This window comes from Tianweitania populi (genome assembly GCF_014652875.1).
GTDB classification, from domain to species: domain Bacteria; phylum Pseudomonadota; class Alphaproteobacteria; order Rhizobiales; family Rhizobiaceae; genus Tianweitania; species Tianweitania populi.
Window position 1 is genome coordinate 1,021,952 of record NZ_BMZQ01000001.1, and the last position, 17,558, is coordinate 1,039,509.

A 17,558-nucleotide genomic window follows, 5' to 3' on the forward strand; every position below is an offset into this window, starting at 1 on the left:
CACAGGCGTTTGTTGCAATCTCGCCACATTGCGTTGCATAAGTGCAACGGAGTCAAGGATGATTTGCAACCACATGACAGCGCAGGCACCAGCCGCATCCGGTCCGCTGTTGAGACAGACTTACACGTCTGAGAGCAGGCGCGTCAGTCTGTTACCGGGCGTGATTGCTGTTGTTTGCGCGCTCGTCATCGGCGGTATCTCCTTTACGATCCTGATGGGTTTGACGCCCATCGAGCCGAATGAAGAGGCGGTCCTTGCGCTGATAGGCGCCAACGCGCTTTCGGTCTTGGTGCTATTCGGCCTGATCAGCCGTGAAATTTACCGCATCTATCGCGCGCGTCGGGCCGGCAGGGCGGCTTCCCGGCTCCATGTCCGCATTGTCGCGATGTTTGCGCTGGTTGCTGCCATTCCCGCGATTTTGGTGGCAGTTGTCGCGTCGATCTCGCTGGATGTCGGTCTCGACCGGTGGTTTGAAATTCGCACCAAGACCATCATCAACACCTCGCTATCGATCGCCGAAGCCTATGTTCAGGAGAATGCCCGCAACCTGCAGGGCACGACGCTGTCGATGGCCCATGACCTCGATCAATCGCGGTCAGTATACAATCTCGACCGCACCGGGTTCAGGGATCTGATGCAACGGCATGTGATGGGCCGCGCTTTGGCGGGTGCAGTGCTGATCCGGGGCGATGGTTCGTTCGAGATGTCGGCCGATGCGCCGAACAACAATTTCGAAATTCCACCGCCGCCCATCGAAGCTGTCCAAACGGCTGTGGACGGGAAACCTGTTCTCATTCCACCGCTGCGCCAGAACATCGTCGGCGCGATCATCCGGTTGAAAGAGCTTCCGGACCTCTACCTCTACACTATCCGCCTGGTTGATCCCGAGGTCATTCGTGCTCGTCAGATCGTGCGCGCCAATGCCGACGCTTATCGCGACCTCGGCAACAATCGCCGCACCACGCAGATTGCCTTCGCCCTCATCTATATCGGTCTAACGCTGATCATCGTCCTGTCTGCGATCTGGACCGGCATTGCGGTAGCCGACCGTCTTGTACGCCCAATCCGTCAGTTGATCGGCGCGGCGGACAAGGTTGCAAGCGGCAACATGGATGCTGCCGTACAGGTCCGCGCCACCGATGGCGATGTGGCTTCGCTCGGCGACACGTTCAACAAGATGGTTCAGCAGTTGAAATCGCAGCGCAACGAAATCCTTTCGGCGCGCGATGATGCCGAAGATCGGCGCCGCTTCTCGGAAGCCGTGTTGTCCGGTGTGACCGCCGGCGTGATCGGCGTTGATCCTCAAGGCGAAATCCAGGTCGTCAACCGTTCTGCCTTGACGATGCTGGCTCTGCCTGTTGCGACCGCGATTGGGAGGAACCTGTCCGAAGTCCTGCCGCATGTCGGAGGCGTATTGAACACGGCGCGAGACCTTGGCCGTGCGGTTTACCGCGAGCAAGTAACGTTCTTCCGTGCCGGTGCCGAGCGCACCTTCAACGTCCAGGTGACGATCGAAGAAAGCGGCGAGGAGAACGAACGCTCCTATGTCGTGACAGTCGATGACATTACCGATCTCGTTCAGGCGCAGCGTTCTTCGGCATGGGCGGACGTCGCTCGCCGCATCGCGCATGAGATCAAGAACCCGCTGACGCCGATCCAGCTGTCGGCCGAGCGCATCCGGCGGCGCTATGGCAAAGTCATTACAGAAGACCGCGAAGTCTTTGACCAATGTACCGACACGATCATTCGCCAAGTCGGCGATATCGGACGGATGGTGGACGAGTTCTCGGCCTTTGCACGTATGCCGAAGCCGGAGCTGAAGCTCATCGACCTGCGCGAAGCCCTGCATGAAGCCTCGTTCCTTGTTGAGGTCAGCCGTTCAGAAATTAGCTTTGAACGCGACTTTGGTCCTCTGCCATTGAAGGGCCAGTTCGATAGCCGGCTCCTTAGCCAGGCTTTCGGCAACATCATCAAGAATGCGGCCGAAGCGATCGACGGCGCGGAGCGGACCGACGGTGTCATCCGCGTTGCAGCCAGACGTGAAGGCGCAATTATCCAGGTCGATGTCATGGACAACGGCAAAGGTTTGCCGCGCGAAAATCGTCAACGGCTGCTCGAGCCCTACATGACCACACGCGAGAAGGGGACGGGGCTCGGCCTCGCGATCGTCAAGAAGATCGTCGAGGACCATGGCGGCCATCTCGAACTGCATGACGCCCCAAAGGACTTCCACGAAGGCCGGGGCGCCCTGATCCGTATCGTTCTGCCGGCAGTGGATCAGGTCGACCAAGTTCCAGCCGGCACCGCGACGCAACCCGTATCCGAGAAGGTGATCGATGGCCTCTGATATCCTCATCGTCGACGACGAAGCCGACATCCGCGACCTCGTTGCAGGCATTCTGGACGATGAGGGGCACGAGACCCGCACGGCCCATGATGCCGACAGCGCGCTCGCGGCCATCAACGACCGAGTCCCGCGGCTTGTTTTCCTAGATATCTGGATGCAGGGTTCGCGCCTCGACGGGCTTGAACTGCTCGCCGAGGTCAAGAAGCTGCATCCTGATCTGCCGGTCGTGATGATCTCGGGTCACGGCAATGTCGAAACGGCTGTGTCTGCTATCCGCAGCGGCGCCTATGATTTCATCGAAAAGCCGTTCAAGGCCGACCGCCTCATCCTGATTGCCGAACGCGCTTTGGAAGCCTCCAAGCTGAAGCGCGAGGTGTCCGACCTTAAAAAGCGCAGCGGCGACAACTTCGATCTCATCGGCACGTCGGCTGCAATGAATCAGCTGCGGCAGACGATTGATCGGGTCGCGCCAACCAACAGCCGCATAATGATCCTAGGGCCCTCCGGTTCGGGCAAGGAAATGGTGGCGCGGGCCATCCATGCGCATTCCGCGCGGAAGAACGGACCTTTCGTGGCTCTCAGCGCGGCATCGATCACGCCGGACCGCATGGAGATTGAACTGTTCGGCACCGAGTCGTCGGATGGTGGTGGGCGCAAGGTTGGCGCGCTTGAAGAAGCGCATCGAGGCATCCTCTACCTCGACGAAGTCGCCGACATGCCGCGCGAAACACAGAACAAGATCCTGCGGGTGTTGGTCGATCAGCAATTCGAACGTGTCGGCGGCACGAAGCGCGTTAAGGTCGATGTGCGCATTATTTCTTCCACGGCGCACAACCTCGACTCGATGACGGCGCAAGGCCGCTTCCGAGAGGACCTTTACCATCGCCTCGCCGTGGTTCCGGTCGTCGTTCCCGGCTTGGCAGAACGTCGCGAAGACATTCCGTTCCTGGTCGACAGCTTCATGCGTCAGACCGCCCGCAGTGCAGGCATCAGGCCGCGTCAGATCGGCAATGACGCTATGGCCGTGCTACAGGCTCATAATTGGCCAGGTAACGTGCGCCAGCTTCGCAACAACATTGAGCGGCTGTTGATCCTGTCGCGTGATGGTGAGGAGAGTGCACCCATCACCGCTGACCTACTGCCAGCGGAAATCGGTGACATGATGCCGCGTGCTCCAAACCAGTCGGATCAGCACATCATGGCGCTGCCGCTCCGCGAAGCACGCGAGCACTTCGAGAAGGAATATCTGATCGCGCAGATCAATCGTTTTGGCGGCAATATCTCGCGTACCGCCGAGTTCATTGGTATGGAGCGCTCAGCGCTTCACCGGAAGCTCAAATCGCTCGGCGTCTAGTTCCTGAACAGGGTCTGCCATGAAGGTCATTATCTGCGGTGCCGGCCAAGTCGGATACGGTATCGCGGAACGTCTGGCGGCCGAACGCAATGACGTGTCGGTTATCGACGTCTCGCCTGAGCTTATCCGCAACGTCCGCGATACGCTGGATGCCAAAGGCTTTGTCGGCCACGGTGCGCATCCCGACGTTCTCGCGCGTGCTGGTGCGCAGGATGCCGATATGATCGTGGCGGTGACGCTTTACGATGAAGTCAACATGGTGGCCTGTCAGGTGGCTCACTCGCTCTTCAACGTGCCGACCAAGATCGCCCGCATACGGGCACAATCCTATCTTCTTTCGCAGTATCAGGATCTGTTTGCCCGCGAACAGCTGCCGATCGACGTCATCATTTCGCCGGAACGTGAGGTGGCCGAACTCGTTTTGCGACGTATCGCCCTCCCGGGCGCAACGGATGTCGTTCGGTTCGCCGAAGGCGCAATCGCCATGGTGGCAATCGAATGCCTCGATGAATGTCCGGTCATCAGCACACCGCTCGCTCAACTGAGCGAACTCTTTCCCGACCTGCTTTCCACAGTCGTGGCCATCAGCCGGGAAGGGCGCTTGTTCGTTCCGCGCTCATCCGATCAGTTGATAGCCGGCGATCTCGCTTACGTCGTGACGGCCAAAGACCACGTACGGCGTACGCTTGGCCTGTTTGGGCACGACAAACAGGAAGCCACGCGCATCGTCATCGCCGGCGGCGGGAATATCGGTCTCTACGTCGCGCAGACGCTTGAGAAACGCCAAAGCCGTACGCGCGTGAAGATCATCGAGAGCGGCCGCGAGCGCGCCATAGCCATCGCCGACGAGCTACGCCGGACCGTTGTTCTGCATGGCAGCGCGCTTGACCAGAAGCTGCTCACGGAAGCCGATATCGACGACACCGATCTCATGGTGGCTTTGACCAATGACGATCAGGTCAATGTCCTGTCCAGCATCATGGCGAAGCGTCTCGGCTGTCGGTCCAATCTGACCCTGATCAACAATCCGTCGTTCCAGGATTTCACCCATACGCTCGGGATCGATGCACAGGTGAACCCGCGATCCGTGACGATCTCGCGTGTGCTGCAGCATGTCCGCCGCGGCCGTATTCGCGCCGTTCACAGCATCGGGCGGGGCGCTGCCGAAATCATCGAGGCGGAAGCGCTGGAAACGTCACCACTGGTGGGAACGGCCTTGCGCGACCTCAACCTGCCGTCGGGCATCCGTATCGGCGCCATCTATCGCAATGGCGCTGTATTGCGGCCGTCCGGCGAGTTTCAGATCAAGGCGAAGGATCGCGTCGTCATGTTCGCTCTGGCTGAGGGCGTCAAAAGTGTGGAACAGATGTTCCGTGTCAGCCTCGAATTTTTCTGAGGGATAATACCGTGCCAAGAATTGCCTACGTCAATGGCCGCTACACCGCCCACGCCGATGCTGCCGTTCACATCGAAGATCGCGGCTACCAGTTTGCCGATGGCGTTTATGAAGTCTGCGAGATCGCGCGGGGCTACATTGTCGATTCAACGCGCCACCTGGACCGACTAGATCGCTCGCTCCGCGAGTTGAAGATCGCTTCGCCCATGGCGCGGCAGCCATTGTTGACGGTCATGCGCGAGGTCATCCGTCGTAACCTGGTTGAGAATGGCTTGGTTTATCTTCAGGTCACACGCGGCGTTGCCCCGCGCGACCACGCTTTTCCAGCCGATACGAAGCCAAGCCTCGTTATCACTGCAAAGCGGATTGATCCGCTGGGCGGCATCAAGCGCGCGGAAAGCGGGATCAAGGTCATCACCGTTGCGGAGAACCGTTGGGAGCGCGTCGACATCAAGTCGGTCGGACTGCTGCCCAATGTTTTGGCCAAGCAGCAGGCCAAGGAAGCCGGCGCTCAGGAAGCCTGGTTCGTTGATCCAGACGGCACTGTGAAAGAAGGGGCTTCAACCAACGCCTGGATCATCACCAAGGACGGCGTTTTGGTTACAAGGCCGGCTGATACGGGCATTCTGCGCGGCGTAACGCGCACAACGGTGCTCGACATCATCAAAAAGCATGGCCTGTCTATTGAAGAACGGCCTTTTACCGTCGAAGAAGCCTATGATGCGCGAGAAGCCTTTATCACCTCGGCAACAACCTTGGTGACACCTGTCGTGACCATTGATGATCGCTCTATCGCCAACGGTCACCCCGGTTCGATCGCTTCCTCGCTTCGTCAGGCGTTTTTTGACATTGCGGAAAAAATCAAGGCCTGATACCCGCAAAGAGGGGAAGAAAGGTCGAACGCAATATTGCTCGCGGATGACCTTTCTTGTGCCAGCTTCTGCGAAGCGCGGCATCATCCTCTCTACGAGACCGGCGAAAGATAAGAACAATGGCCGAACGCGCACAAAACCTTCAAGACCTTTTCCTCAATTCGGTTCGCAAGACCAAAAACCCGCTCACGATCTTTTTGATTAACGGCGTGAAGCTGACGGGCGTGGTAACGTCCTTTGACAATTTCTGCGTTCTCTTGCGCCGCGATGGGCATTCGCAGCTCGTCTACAAACACGCAATCTCCACCATCATGCCGAGCCAGCCGGTTCAGATGTTCGATGGTGAAGAAGCAGGCCGGGACGCCTGATTGGCTGAAATAAGAACGTCGGGCGCCGAGCGTCCGCTTATCGAAACCGGCGAGGGCGGTTCAACAGGACGCACCCTCGTCATCGTTCCCGTTCTCACGCGTCATCAGCGTCATGAGGACGAGCATACCGGCCGGCCGCGCCTAGGCCGCTCTCCCGAAGCGCGCCTTGAAGAGGCCGTCGGCCTGGCACAAGCCATCGACCTCGAACCCGTTTTCACCGACATCGTCATGCTGGCTGATCCTCGGCCCGGCACCTTGTTCGGGTCTGGCAAGGTCGCTGAACTGGCTGAGATCGCGAAGGAAGCGAAAGCCAACCTTGCGATCATCGATCATCCGCTGACGCCGGTGCAGCAGCGCAATCTCGAAAAAGAGCTGAACATCAAGGTCCTTGACCGGACCGGTCTGATCCTTGAGATTTTTGGGCGCCGCGCGCGCACGAAGGAAGGTTCGCTTCAAGTCGAGCTCGCGCATCTGAACTATCAGCGCGGCCGTCTCGTTCGCAGCTGGACCCACCTTGAACGTCAGCGCGGTGGCGCTGGCTTCCTTGGTGGTCCGGGTGAAACGCAGATCGAAGCCGATCGTCGCCTTCTGCAAGACAAGATCATCAAGCTCAAGCGCGAGCTAGAAACGGTTCGCCGCACGCGTGACCTACATCGTGCCAAGCGTCGCAAGGTACCGTTCCCGATCGTGTCGATCGTCGGCTACACCAATGCTGGCAAATCCACGCTGTTCAACCGCCTGACAGGGGCGGGCGTGCTCGCCGAGAACATGCTGTTCGCCACGCTCGATCCGACGCTTCGGCGTGTACAGCTGCCGCACGGCACGACGATCATCCTGTCGGATACGGTCGGCTTCATTTCCGATCTCCCTACGCACCTCGTGGCTGCTTTCCGCGCAACGCTCGAAGAGGTCGTGGAAGCAGATATCGTAATCCATCTCCGTGACATTGCAGATCCAGACACGGCTGCGCAGGCGGAGGATGTCGAGCAGATCCTATCGGATCTCGGCATCGATGCGGAGGATGCCGAGCACGTCGTGGAAGTCTGGAACAAGGTCGATTTGATCGATGACGCGACCCGTGAACAGCTTCTGCAGGCGACCGATGGACCGCCAATTTCGGTTTCAGCCATCACAGGCGAGGGCATCTCGGCACTTGCCGAGCTGATCGAAACCCGCATTGCCGGCAAGCTGGCCAATATCGAGGTCGTGCTTCGCAACGATCAGCTCGGGCTTCTCGACTGGATCTATCGAGGCGGCGATGTTGTTGAGCGTGAGGATCGAGAAGACGGGTCTGTAGCGCTGATGCTGCGCGCTACACAGGCACGCCGCACCGAGATCGAGACGCGCCTAGGTGGCGCTGCCTGACGGCAGCGTCTTGGCTTTCTGCCAAAGCTCTTCCATTTCTTCGAGGCTGCTGTCGCTCAGCGTGCGACCATCCGCTTGCAGCGCATCTTCAATCGCGTGAAAACGCGTCTTGAACTTGGCATTCGTGCCTTGGAGAGCTTTTTCCGGATCGAGGTCGAGGTGCCGGCCAAGATTGACCAGCGAGAATAGAACGTCGCCAAACTCATTCGCCTTCGCAGAAGCGTCATTTTCCCTAAGTGCCTGACGAAATTCGCCAATTTCCTCTTCTATCTTAGCCAGGATCGGCTCGGCCTCAGCCCAATCGAACCCGACCTTTGCGGCTTTCTGCTGCAGCTTGATCGCTCGCGTCAGCGCCGGCATGTTGACGGGAACGGAGTCGAGGTAACCGGCACCATGGTCCTCGGCCGGTAGACCACGCGCCACGCGACGCGCACGCTTCTCCGCTTTTTCCTCAGCCTTGATGCGCTCCCATTGACCCTTAGCCATGCCGCCATCGGCGGCGCGCGCATTGCCAAAGACATGTGGGTGCCGTCGGATCATCTTGGTGGTAATAGCCTCAACCACATCGCCGAAGCCGAAGTGACCGCCTTCGCTCGCCATCTGCGCATGGAAGACGACCTGCAAGAGAAGGTCGCCGAGTTCATCACGGAGATCTTCCAGATCATTGCGCTCGATGGCATCTGCGACCTCGTAGGCTTCCTCGATCGTGTAGGGCACGATGGACGCGAAGTCCTGTTCGATGTCCCACCGGCAACCGGTCTCCGGGGTCCGCAGGGCAGCCATGATTTCGAGAAGTCGGGATATGTCTTTGCTGGGCTTCATGCCCGACCGTAGCCCTTGCAACGGAGACCCGGCAAGGATGCCGGAGTACAAGGGCGATCTATCCACATTAGAACGCGGCAGGCACCTTAATGTAACGGCATCACCGAGATCACATAAGATCGATTATGGAACAGATTTGGGTGGGGGGGCTACGACCTTGAGGCTGCGGCGGAGCATCTGCTACCCCGCCGCAAATCCGGATTATTTCACCAGTGGACAGCCGCTTTCCTCAGGCTTGGCGAAAGCTTGGTCAGCCGGCACGGTGGCCAGCACCGTGTAGTAATCCCACGGCACATCGCTTTCCCCGGGCTTCTTCACCTGCATGAGATACATGTCGTGGAACATCCGGCCGTTCACGCCGACCTTGCCGTTTTCTGCGAAAATGTCGTTGACCGGCATCTCATGCAGTGCGTTCGCAACGGCTTCGGTTCCGTCGGTCTTTGTCTGGTCAACGGCTTTCAGGTATTGCAGAACGGCCGAGTAAGTGCCGGCATGCACCATGTTTGGCATCGCGTTTGTGCGATCGAAGAAGCGCTTGCTGAATTTCTCCGTGTCGGGCGTCCGTTTCCAATAAAAGCCTTCTGTGAGAACCAGACCTTGATCGGTGTCTAGGCCCAGCCCATGCACTTCGGCTAGGGTGACAAGCAATCCGGCGAGGCGCTGTCCGCCTTCCACGATGCCGAACTCTGCGGCCTGTTTGATGGCGTTGGCGGTGTCGGCTCCAGCATTGGCCAGGCCAACGATCTTTGCGCCGGATGATTGCGCCTGCAGCAGGAAGGACGAGAAGTCGCTTGTGCCGAGCGGGTGGCGCGCCGCACCCACGACCTTGCCGCCGCTGGCCTTTACGAGATCGCCGGTCTGCTGTTCCAAGGAATGGCCGAACGCATAATCGGCCGTGATGAAGAACCAGCTATCGCCGCCTTCCTTCACCAGCTGACCGCCTGTTCCCACGGCCAGAGCATGCGTGTCATAGGCCCAATGGAAGCCGTATGGCGTGCATTGCTTGCCCGTCAGCTCCGCGGTTGCGGCGCCGGTGTTGATGGTGATCTTTTTCTTTTCGGCCGACAAAGCCTGCACGGCGAGGCCTACTGAGGACGTGGTCAGGTCCATGATGGTGTCGACGTGCTCAAGGTCGTACCATTGGCGCGCGATGTTTGCGGCGATATCGGCCTTGTTCTGGTGGTCGGCCGAAACGATCTCGATCCGCTTACCACGCACTGTTCCGCCGAAGTCTTCGACGGCCATTCTGGCCGCTTCTACGGAATTTTTGCCGCCAAAGTCGGCGTAAACTCCGGATTGGTCGTTCAAAATTCCGATTTTTACGACGTCATCGGAAATTTCCTGCGCGAAAACCGGGCTCGCGCCAAGAAGCAAAGCCAGGCTCGAAGCCAGAGCAGCACGTTTCATCAATTCCTCCCAAAATTGCAGCCATCAAAGATGGACGCGCCGAACCTCCATCAGCGCGTTCAAACAAACAATTGGCCAAACGTATGACGTCACCGCAAAGGCGATGCTGTCAAGACCAGTGAGCGGGATCGCTCAGGGTTGATCCATGCAATCCGCTTCGATCACCAAACCATCAAAGGCCGGCGAAACATGATCAGGGGTTTCACGCTCGACCACGTCATAGTCGAGCGGAACGTGCATGTGGGTGAGCACGGCGCGCTTTGGCGCGAGACGCTCGATCCAGCCAAGCGCCTCGCTCAAGGAGAAGTGGCTGGGATGGCTGCGATATTGCAGTGCGTCGATCACGAGGCAGTCCAGACTGTGCAGGCGATCGGCGGTTGCGTCAGGGTACTGGCTGACATCCGAGCAATACGCGATCGAACCGAGCCGGAAGCCGAGCGAGACGATGTCGCCGTGCTGTTGCGGCAGGGGCTCGAAGGTGAGAGCACCCCCCTTCCCTTCAATCGTGAACGGCTCGAAATGTTCAATGCGCCGATCGCGCAGGATTGGCGGATAGCTGCTGCCGGGCGGTGTCGTGTAGCAATAATCGAACGCCTGATCGACGCGCTCGAAAGTCATCTGATCGGCATAGACATCGATTAACTGGCGCTTGTCGAGGTAGTAGCTGCGCAGATCGTCGATGCCGTGAATGTGGTCGGCGTGGGCGTGGGTCAGAACGACGGCATCGATGAAGTCGACCTTTGCGGCGATCATTTGCTCGCGAAAGTCGGGACCGGTGTCGATGACGACGCGGGTAATGCCGCGATCAGAAATGCGCTCGACCAAAGCGGCAGCGCGCTTGCGCTTGTTCTTCGGGTTCGAAGGATCGCAGGCGCCCCAATCACCGTTCGGACGCGGCACGCCGGGCGATGAGCCGCAGCCAAGGATCGTCAGGCGCAGCCGATCAGCCATGCGATCAGGCAGCGTCCGCTGGACGCCGGCACTTGGCGAACAAACGGAAGAAGTTGTCTGTCGTGGTGTCCGCCATTTCTTCCGGTGATACGCCCTGAACCCCAGCCAGTACCCGCGCAGTGTTGACCACGAAGGATGGTTCGTTGCGCTTGCCGCGATGTGGAAGCGGCGCGAGGAAGGGTGAATCCGTTTCCACGAGCAGGCGGTCGCGTGGGACGTCGACTGCGATCTCCCGCAAGGCTTCCGACTTCTTGAAGGTCAGAATGCCGGAAAATGAGACGTAGCCGCCGAGTTCGACACCGACCCGAGCAAGTTCTGGACCGGATGAGAAGCAGTGCAGAATGAACGGAAAGGCAGCCTTTTCGCTTTCTTCGCGCAGGATGGTCGCCACGTCCTCGTCGGCATCGCGGGCGTGGATCACGAGCGGCAATCCCGTGATCCGTGCGGCAGCTATATGCGTGCGAAAACCCTCCGCCTGCAGGTCGCGCGGCGCCTTGTCGTAGAAGTAATCGAGACCCGCTTCGCCGATCGCCACGACTTTCGGCTCCTCGGCGATGCGCAGGATCTCGTCCAGCGTCACATTCGCTTCTTCGCCGGCTTGATGCGGATGCGTGCCGATCGAACACCAGACATCATCATAAGCAGTCACGATGGCGCGCAGTCGGTCGAACTGCCGAACACGTGTGGAAATGGTCACCATCGTGCCGACGCCCGCCGCACGAGCGCGATCAACGATCGCGTCGCGCTCGGCCTCGAAGTCAGTAAAATCGAGGTGGCAGTGGCTATCAACCAGCATGATCAGGCCTGCTCGGTCTCGCTTTCGACGTAGCGCGGAAACACGCCTTGTGGAGCCGGCAAGCTTGCACCGGCCTTCAACGCGCCAGGGTCACCCAGATCAGCAAAGCTGCGCTTGTCGGCCGGCACGTCCAATTGATCGAGCAGCTTGTCGGCCGAAGCCGGGATGAACGGCGTGCACAGAATAGCGATCCGCCGGATGACTTCCGCCGTCGTGTAGAGCACGGCTTCCATGCGAGCGGGATCGGTCTTCTTCAGGGCCCAAGGCTCCTGCGCGGCAAAATAGCGGTTAGCGTCCGATACCACAGCAAAGATCGCAGCCAGCGCATGATGCGTCGCCTGTCCTGCCATCGCTTCACGCGCAGTCGCGAGCGCCGCATCTGCTTGCGCAAGAATAGCTCGGTCAGTGTCGTTCATCGCGTCAGGCGACGGCACCCTGCCCTCGCAGTTCTTGGCGATCATCGACAGCGAGCGCTGCGCGAGATTGCCGAGGTCGTTCGCAAGATCCGCATTGGTGCGGTTGACGATGGCCTCATGGCTGTAGTTGCCGTCCTGGCCGAACGGCACTTCGCGCAAAAGAAAATAGCGGAGCTGGTCCAGGCCATAATGCTCGGCCAGCGCCATCGGATCAATGACGTTGCCAACCGACTTCGACATCTTCTCACCGCGATTGAACACGAAGCCATGGCCGAAAACGCGCTTCGGCAGCTGGATGCCAGCCGACATCAGGAATGCCGGCCAATACACCGCATGGAAGCGCGTGATGTCCTTGCCGATAACATGCGCGTCGGCCGGCCAGTATTTCCATCGAGAAGCATTCACATCGGGGAAGCCGGCCGCCGTGAGGTAGTTGGTCAACGCATCGACCCAGACATACATCACATGCTTCTCGTCGCCCGGCACCGGAATGCCCCAGTCGAAGGTGGTGCGCGAGATCGACAGGTCCTTGAGGCCGGAACGCACGAAGCTCGTGATCTCGTTGCGGCGTTCAGTCGGTGCGATGAAGGCGGGATTTGACTCGTAGAGCGCGAGCAGCTTGTCCTGATAGGCCGACAGGCGGAAGAAATAGCTTTCCTCCTCGACCCATTCCACCGGCGTGCCCTGCGGGCCATAACGGACATTGTCGGGACGAACTTCGGTCTCTTCCTCACCGTAGTACGCTTCGTCGCGCACGGAATACCAGCCGGCGTAGCCACCCTTGTAGATGTCGCCATTGGCTTCCATGGCTTTCCAGATCGCCTGCGAAGCGATCTTGTGACGCTCTTCCGTGGTGCGGATGAAGTCGTCGTTGGATGCGTTCAGAGATGCGGCCATGCGCTGAAATTCGGCAGCGTTGCGGTCCGCGAGGTCGCGCACCGGGATACCCTCCTTGCGCGCGGTCTGCAGCATCTTGATACCGTGCTCATCGGTGCCCGTCAGGAACAGGACGTCCTTGCCATCCTTGCGCTGAAAGCGAGCCATCGCATCACAGGCGATCAGTTCATAGGCGTGGCCGATATGCGGCTTGCCATTGGGATAAGAGATCGCGGTCGTGATGTAGTATTTTTCGGACATGCGGGTGCGGCCAATTGGGAAAGCCTGCCTCCTAGACCATCCCTGCCCAGATGGCCAGACGCTTAGGCCGCAAGCTGCTCGCGAAGCGTTTGAAGCATGGACATCACGTGCTGCTTCTTGTCGAGATTGTAGGCTTCCGTTTCTCCGACGCGCCGCGTGGCATCGTTCCAGGCATCGGCAAGCCGAGCCGCCGCCGCAGCGTGCCCCTCGCGCCCGAGCGTCGTTGCCGCTTCCGACAAGCGCTCCAGTGCATAAGCATTGAAAAGCTGAAATTGCATGCCGGCTTCACGGCCGGTGACAGCATCCGCCAGCTTGTAGGCAGCCGCAACATCATCCGAGCGGCCAGAAATCAGTTGGTCGGTCGCTTGCGCAATCTCAAGCCCGCCATGAAGCGTCAGAAGGATCGCCGCCCTTGGACTGCCGCCGGCACGACGTGCGAGTTCAGCACGTTCCTCCGCCGTGTTCGGCAGCGCGGCTGCGAACGAGCCCATCGCTTCGAACAGTTCGTCTGCGCCCAGCGGGTGGAACTTGATGACCTGCGTCCGCGAGCGGATGGTGGGAAGGAGCCGACCTGGTGAATGCGAGATCAGGATGAACAGCACCTTTGAAGGTGGTTCTTCCAGATTCTTCAGCAAGGCATTGGCCGCACTGCGATTCATGTCGTCAGCAGGATCGACGATCACAACACGGTAGCCGCCATCATGGGTGCGCAGCGACAGAAACCGGCTGACGCGGCGGATCTCGTCGGCCGTGATGACGGTGCGAAATTTCTTTGTCTTGTCGTCGTAAGGGCGGCTGAGATGAAGGACTCCGGGATGCGCGCCGCTGGCGATCTGGCGGTAGAGTGCACCAGCGGGGTCGCGGACATCGAAGCCGCCGGGCATGCTCTCGCCCAGCAACTGGGCCGCAAACTGGAAGGCGAGCGTAGCCTTGCCAATGCCCTGCGGACCGGACAGCAGAATGGCGTGGTGGAGCTTGCTCGCAGCATGGGCGGAACGCAGCATTTCGCGCGCTTCATGATGCCCGACGAGGCGCAAAGTCTCGGATGGCTCCGGAATGTCGTCCAGCGAGTCGTGCGTCAGCGGTGCGAGGCGTTCATACATCGCCGCCCACCCTGTCGGCTTGTGCAAGCTCCGGGAGACATTCCTGCACGGCCTGCCAAATGCCTTGCGCGGTCCGCTCGACATCTTGCGAGGCATTGACCACAGCGCACCGGTCGGGTTCTGCGCGGGCAATAGCAAGGAAGGCATCACGACGGGCGCGGTGGATCGCCAGCGTTTCCTTCTCGAAGCGATCAGCCACATCGCTGCCCCGGCGCTGATTGGCGCGCGTTAGGCCAAGACGCGGATCGATATCCAGGATGATCGTGAGGTCTGGCAGCATGCCATCAATTGCTAGGGCTTCCAGCCCTTGCATGAAGGCCGGATCGAGGTTGCCGGTGACGCCTTGGTAAACGCGCGACGAATCCATGTAGCGGTCGCAGAGCACGACCTTACCCGCTTCCACGGCTGGGCGAATGACCGTATCGACGTGATCGGCACGTGCGGCAGAAAACAGGATCGCCTCGGTCTTCGGCCCGAACGGCTCGGCAGCGCCTGACAGAAGCACATGGCGGACAGCCTCGGCACCGGGTGAGCCGCCGGGTTCACGCGTCACCACGACCTCGCGGCCGCCCGCTTCCAGCCGCTGGGCAAAGCGGCGAATCTGGGTGGACTTGCCTGCCCCCTCGCCGCCCTCAAATGTGATGAAAAACCCGTTTGCCAAAGATGCCGTCCTGGCAGCCAATCCGCCTGCCGGACATCTAAGCTATACGCCGGAGCATATCCAGCCGCGGGTGACTGGATCTAGCGTAGCCATCCGAAGGCAAGCTCATGGGCGGCATCCGCCGCGCGGCTGCTGAGCGAGCCGAGTGCCACATCCTCGGCTGCAGCCAACTGAAAGCTCTTAGCGAGATTGTCGCCGATCCAGACCTGGAGCGAACCGATCGGCTGATCCGAGGTAATGGGCGCGCGCAACGGTCCGTCATAGACGAGGTGAACCTTGACCAGATCCTTGTCAGTTAGCGGCACAAACACCTCGACCGGATCGAGCGCCTTCAGCGTCACTTCCTGCTTCATGCCACCATAAACACGCGCCGTGCCGATGATGGCGCCGGCATCGAACAGGTGCGCATCCTCGAAGCCGTTCAGCCCATAATCGAGAAGCTTGCGTGCTTCTTGCGCGCGCTCTGCTTCGCTCGTCATGCCGCTCATGGCCGCAAACAAGCGGCGGCCATTCTGCTCGGCCGACCCTAGGATCGCGTAGCCGCTTGCTTCCGTGTAGCCGGTGCCGAGACCGTCCGCGCCTATGCCGTAAGACAGCAGCGAGTTGCGATTGCGCTGGGTGATCTTGTTCCAGGTGAATTCCGGCTGCGCATAGATGCGGTAGAATTCAGGATAAGTCTGCCAGATGTGACGCCCGAGAAATGCAAGTTCGCTGAGACTGACCACCTGCCCTTCAGCCGGCAGTCCGGTGGCATTCTTGAAGACCGACTGCTTGAGCCCGATCGCACGCGCGCGCTGGTTCATCAGCTCGGCGAACTTTTCTTCCGACCCTGCCATGCCTTCGGCGATGATGATGCAGGCGTCGTTGGCGGATTGAACGATCGCACCCTGGATAAGGTCGTTCAGCGCGATTTTCGACTTGAGTGCGGCGAACATGGTGGAGCCGCGTGACGGAGCGCCGCCTTTGCGCCAGGCGTTTTCGCTGACCGTATAAACGTCGTCCAGCTTGACGCGCCCCGTCTTCAGCGCGTCGAACACGACTTCCATGGTCATGAGCTTGGCAAGGGCTGCCGGTGCGATCAGCGTATCCGGCTGCTTGGAAAACAGGACCGTGCCAGTTTTCGCTTCCATGAGATAGGCTTGCGGTGCCTTTGTCTCAAACGGCTTGGGGCCATCGCCTTGGGCCCAGGCCGCTGGCGTAAGCAGTACGAGAGCAAGGCTCAGAGCAGTCAGGCTGCCGCGACGTCTTAGGGTCAACACTGCCATCCTCGTCTGCCCTTCAAGGAGGTTCGTCCTCCTGTGTCCTAGCAGACGGAGGTAAACGACATGTCAGTCGTGGATCACGAATGCATCAGGTGCGCCGTTTTCCCAGGCAGCCTGCAGCAAATCGTCGATGGCGGCGCGGCCATCCGGGCGGAGCGTGAGTGCAACGCCAGCGTCGGACGATTCGAAGCCAATCTTGCCGAGGGAAGACAGGGCTGCCGACTGCTCAAGCGCTTCTGCCTGAGTGGCATAAGTGCCGACCGCGACATACTCGTTCAAGCCATCGAGTGCCTGCTTCCACTGCTGTGCGACGGCAGCGGCAACGGGCGCCTTGCCTCCCAGTGCGGAGAAGGCAGCGGCTGCCTTGGCGGAGCGCTGCTCGGCGTAACCAAGCACCGGCATGCTTGTGTTGGCAACCTGAAACGCGCCCGGGCGATCCGGCGCCATCGGACCATAATCCGGCAGAACTACGGATGCGACCGACATCGCGCCGAAGGCAGCCAAACCACCATTCGGGTAAGCGACCGTCGAAACGCTTGAAGAAGAGCTGCTCGGCGTCGAACCATTCATGGCGACCATCACGCCGGTCGGCATGCCATCGCTTGGATCAAGCGCGCCACGGCCAGGGCGATACGACGCCATGAGGAAGCTGTCGTCCTTGCCGTCAAGCGGGGCGCGACCGACGTAATCCACCTTCACGGCGGCCATGCCTGTATGGGCGTAATCGAGCATCTCCGCAGCCTTCTGCGACAGATCGATCACGCGACCCTTCTCGTAGGGACCGCGATCGTTGACGCGCACGATGACGGAGTTGCCATTCTTCGTATTAGTGACGCGAGCATAGCTCGGCAGCGGCATCGTGGGATGCGCAGCGGTGAGATGCGTCATGTCGTAGATTTCGCCGTTGGCAGTTAAGCGGCCGTGAAAGGCCGAACCATACCAAGAGGCCTCACCGATCTTGGAATAGCCTTTTTCTTCCTTGGGATAATACCAGCGACCCTTCACCATGTAGGGCTTGCCGGTCTGATCCCGACCGCCGCCGCGCGGCAGCTTGGTGCGCAGGTTGCTGACGCGCGGGCTGGCCTTCACGCCATACACGGATTCGGCGAAATATTCCTTGGACCGCGTCTTCTTGGAAGACGTTTTCTGCTGGCTTGCGCAGGATGCGACCAGAACGGCCAGCATCGAAACTGCAACTACGCCCGTGATACGTCGAACCCCGTTTACGGAAGCCACTCGCATCCTGTTTGTCCCCACGTACACACTACTCATACCGGCATACACCCGGATCGTGGTTCGGC

The 17,558-nt window shown here is 59.9% G+C and carries 15 protein-coding genes; 6 read left to right on the forward strand and 9 right to left on the reverse strand.

Annotated elements, in window-relative coordinates:
• The first annotated feature begins 28 nt into the window (after positions 1 to 28).
• The 6 genes from IE166_RS05090 (at position 29) to hflX (ending at position 7,702) form a co-directional block, all read left to right on the forward strand.
• Positions 29 to 2,347, forward strand: a complete 2,319-nt coding sequence (locus IE166_RS05090) for a sensor histidine kinase NtrY-like (protein ID WP_385965108.1) — start codon at positions 29 to 31, stop codon at positions 2,345 to 2,347.
• Positions 2,337 to 3,701: a nitrogen assimilation response regulator NtrX gene (gene ntrX, locus IE166_RS05095; RefSeq protein WP_189502180.1), complete on the forward strand. Its 1,365-nt coding sequence runs from the start codon at positions 2,337 to 2,339 to the stop codon at positions 3,699 to 3,701. The genes IE166_RS05090 and ntrX overlap by 11 nt, the downstream gene beginning before the upstream one ends.
• A gap of 19 nt (positions 3,702 to 3,720) precedes the next feature.
• Complete coding sequence (trkA, locus tag IE166_RS05100; protein ID WP_189502182.1) at positions 3,721 to 5,097, forward strand: Trk system potassium transporter TrkA; 1,377 nt, start codon at positions 3,721 to 3,723, stop codon at positions 5,095 to 5,097.
• An 11-nt stretch (positions 5,098 to 5,108) separates the two neighbouring features.
• Positions 5,109 to 5,969, forward strand: coding sequence for a D-amino-acid transaminase (locus IE166_RS05105; RefSeq protein WP_189502184.1), 861 nt, complete (start codon positions 5,109 to 5,111; stop codon positions 5,967 to 5,969).
• A 119-nt stretch (positions 5,970 to 6,088) separates the two neighbouring features.
• On the forward strand, positions 6,089 to 6,337 hold the full coding sequence (gene hfq / locus IE166_RS05110) for an RNA chaperone Hfq (protein ID WP_189502186.1): 249 nt from the start codon (positions 6,089 to 6,091) through the stop codon (positions 6,335 to 6,337).
• Between the two features lie 9 nt (positions 6,338 to 6,346).
• A complete protein-coding gene (gene hflX, locus IE166_RS05115; protein ID WP_189503248.1) occupies positions 6,347 to 7,702 on the forward strand; it encodes a GTPase HflX in 1,356 nt (451 codons plus the stop codon).
• Here hflX and mazG read toward each other — a convergent pair.
• The 9 genes from mazG to IE166_RS05160 form a co-directional block, all read right to left on the reverse strand.
• Positions 7,685 to 8,524: a nucleoside triphosphate pyrophosphohydrolase gene (gene mazG, locus IE166_RS05120; protein ID WP_189502188.1), complete on the reverse strand. Its 840-nt coding sequence runs from the start codon at positions 8,522 to 8,524 to the stop codon at positions 7,685 to 7,687. The two genes, hflX and mazG, sit on opposite strands and share 18 nt — an antisense overlap.
• A 201-nt stretch (positions 8,525 to 8,725) precedes the next feature.
• Complete coding sequence (locus tag IE166_RS05125; RefSeq protein WP_189502190.1) at positions 8,726 to 9,931, reverse strand: ABC transporter substrate-binding protein; 1,206 nt, start codon at positions 9,929 to 9,931, stop codon at positions 8,726 to 8,728.
• A gap of 132 nt (positions 9,932 to 10,063) precedes the next feature.
• Positions 10,064 to 10,882, reverse strand: a complete 819-nt coding sequence (locus IE166_RS05130; protein ID WP_189502192.1) for an MBL fold metallo-hydrolase — start codon at positions 10,880 to 10,882, stop codon at positions 10,064 to 10,066.
• Positions 10,883 to 10,886: 4 nt separating this feature from the next.
• Entirely contained in the window at positions 10,887 to 11,678 is a 792-nt protein-coding gene (locus IE166_RS05135; protein ID WP_189502193.1) for a TatD family hydrolase, read from the reverse strand.
• A gap of 2 nt (positions 11,679 to 11,680) precedes the next feature.
• Entirely contained in the window at positions 11,681 to 13,402 is a 1,722-nt protein-coding gene (metG, locus tag IE166_RS05140) for a methionine--tRNA ligase (RefSeq protein ID WP_280514865.1), read from the reverse strand.
• Positions 13,294 to 14,334 (reverse strand): DNA polymerase III subunit delta', encoded by a 1,041-nt coding sequence (locus IE166_RS05145; protein WP_189502197.1) that lies wholly within the window; start codon positions 14,332 to 14,334, stop codon positions 13,294 to 13,296. Before IE166_RS05145 ends, metG begins: the two co-directional genes overlap by 109 nt.
• Positions 14,327 to 14,995, reverse strand: coding sequence for a dTMP kinase (gene tmk, locus IE166_RS05150; RefSeq protein WP_189502198.1), 669 nt, complete (start codon positions 14,993 to 14,995; stop codon positions 14,327 to 14,329). Before tmk ends, IE166_RS05145 begins: the two co-directional genes overlap by 8 nt.
• A gap of 80 nt (positions 14,996 to 15,075) precedes the next feature.
• Complete coding sequence (locus IE166_RS05155) at positions 15,076 to 16,260, reverse strand: D-alanyl-D-alanine carboxypeptidase family protein (protein WP_189502200.1); 1,185 nt, start codon at positions 16,258 to 16,260, stop codon at positions 15,076 to 15,078.
• Between the two features lie 63 nt (positions 16,261 to 16,323).
• The gene (locus IE166_RS05160) at positions 16,324 to 17,442 is read right to left on the reverse strand and encodes a septal ring lytic transglycosylase RlpA family protein (protein ID WP_244641333.1); all 1,119 of its coding nucleotides are present in this window, start codon (positions 17,440 to 17,442) and stop codon (positions 16,324 to 16,326) included.
• Positions 17,443 to 17,558 lie beyond the last annotated feature (116 nt).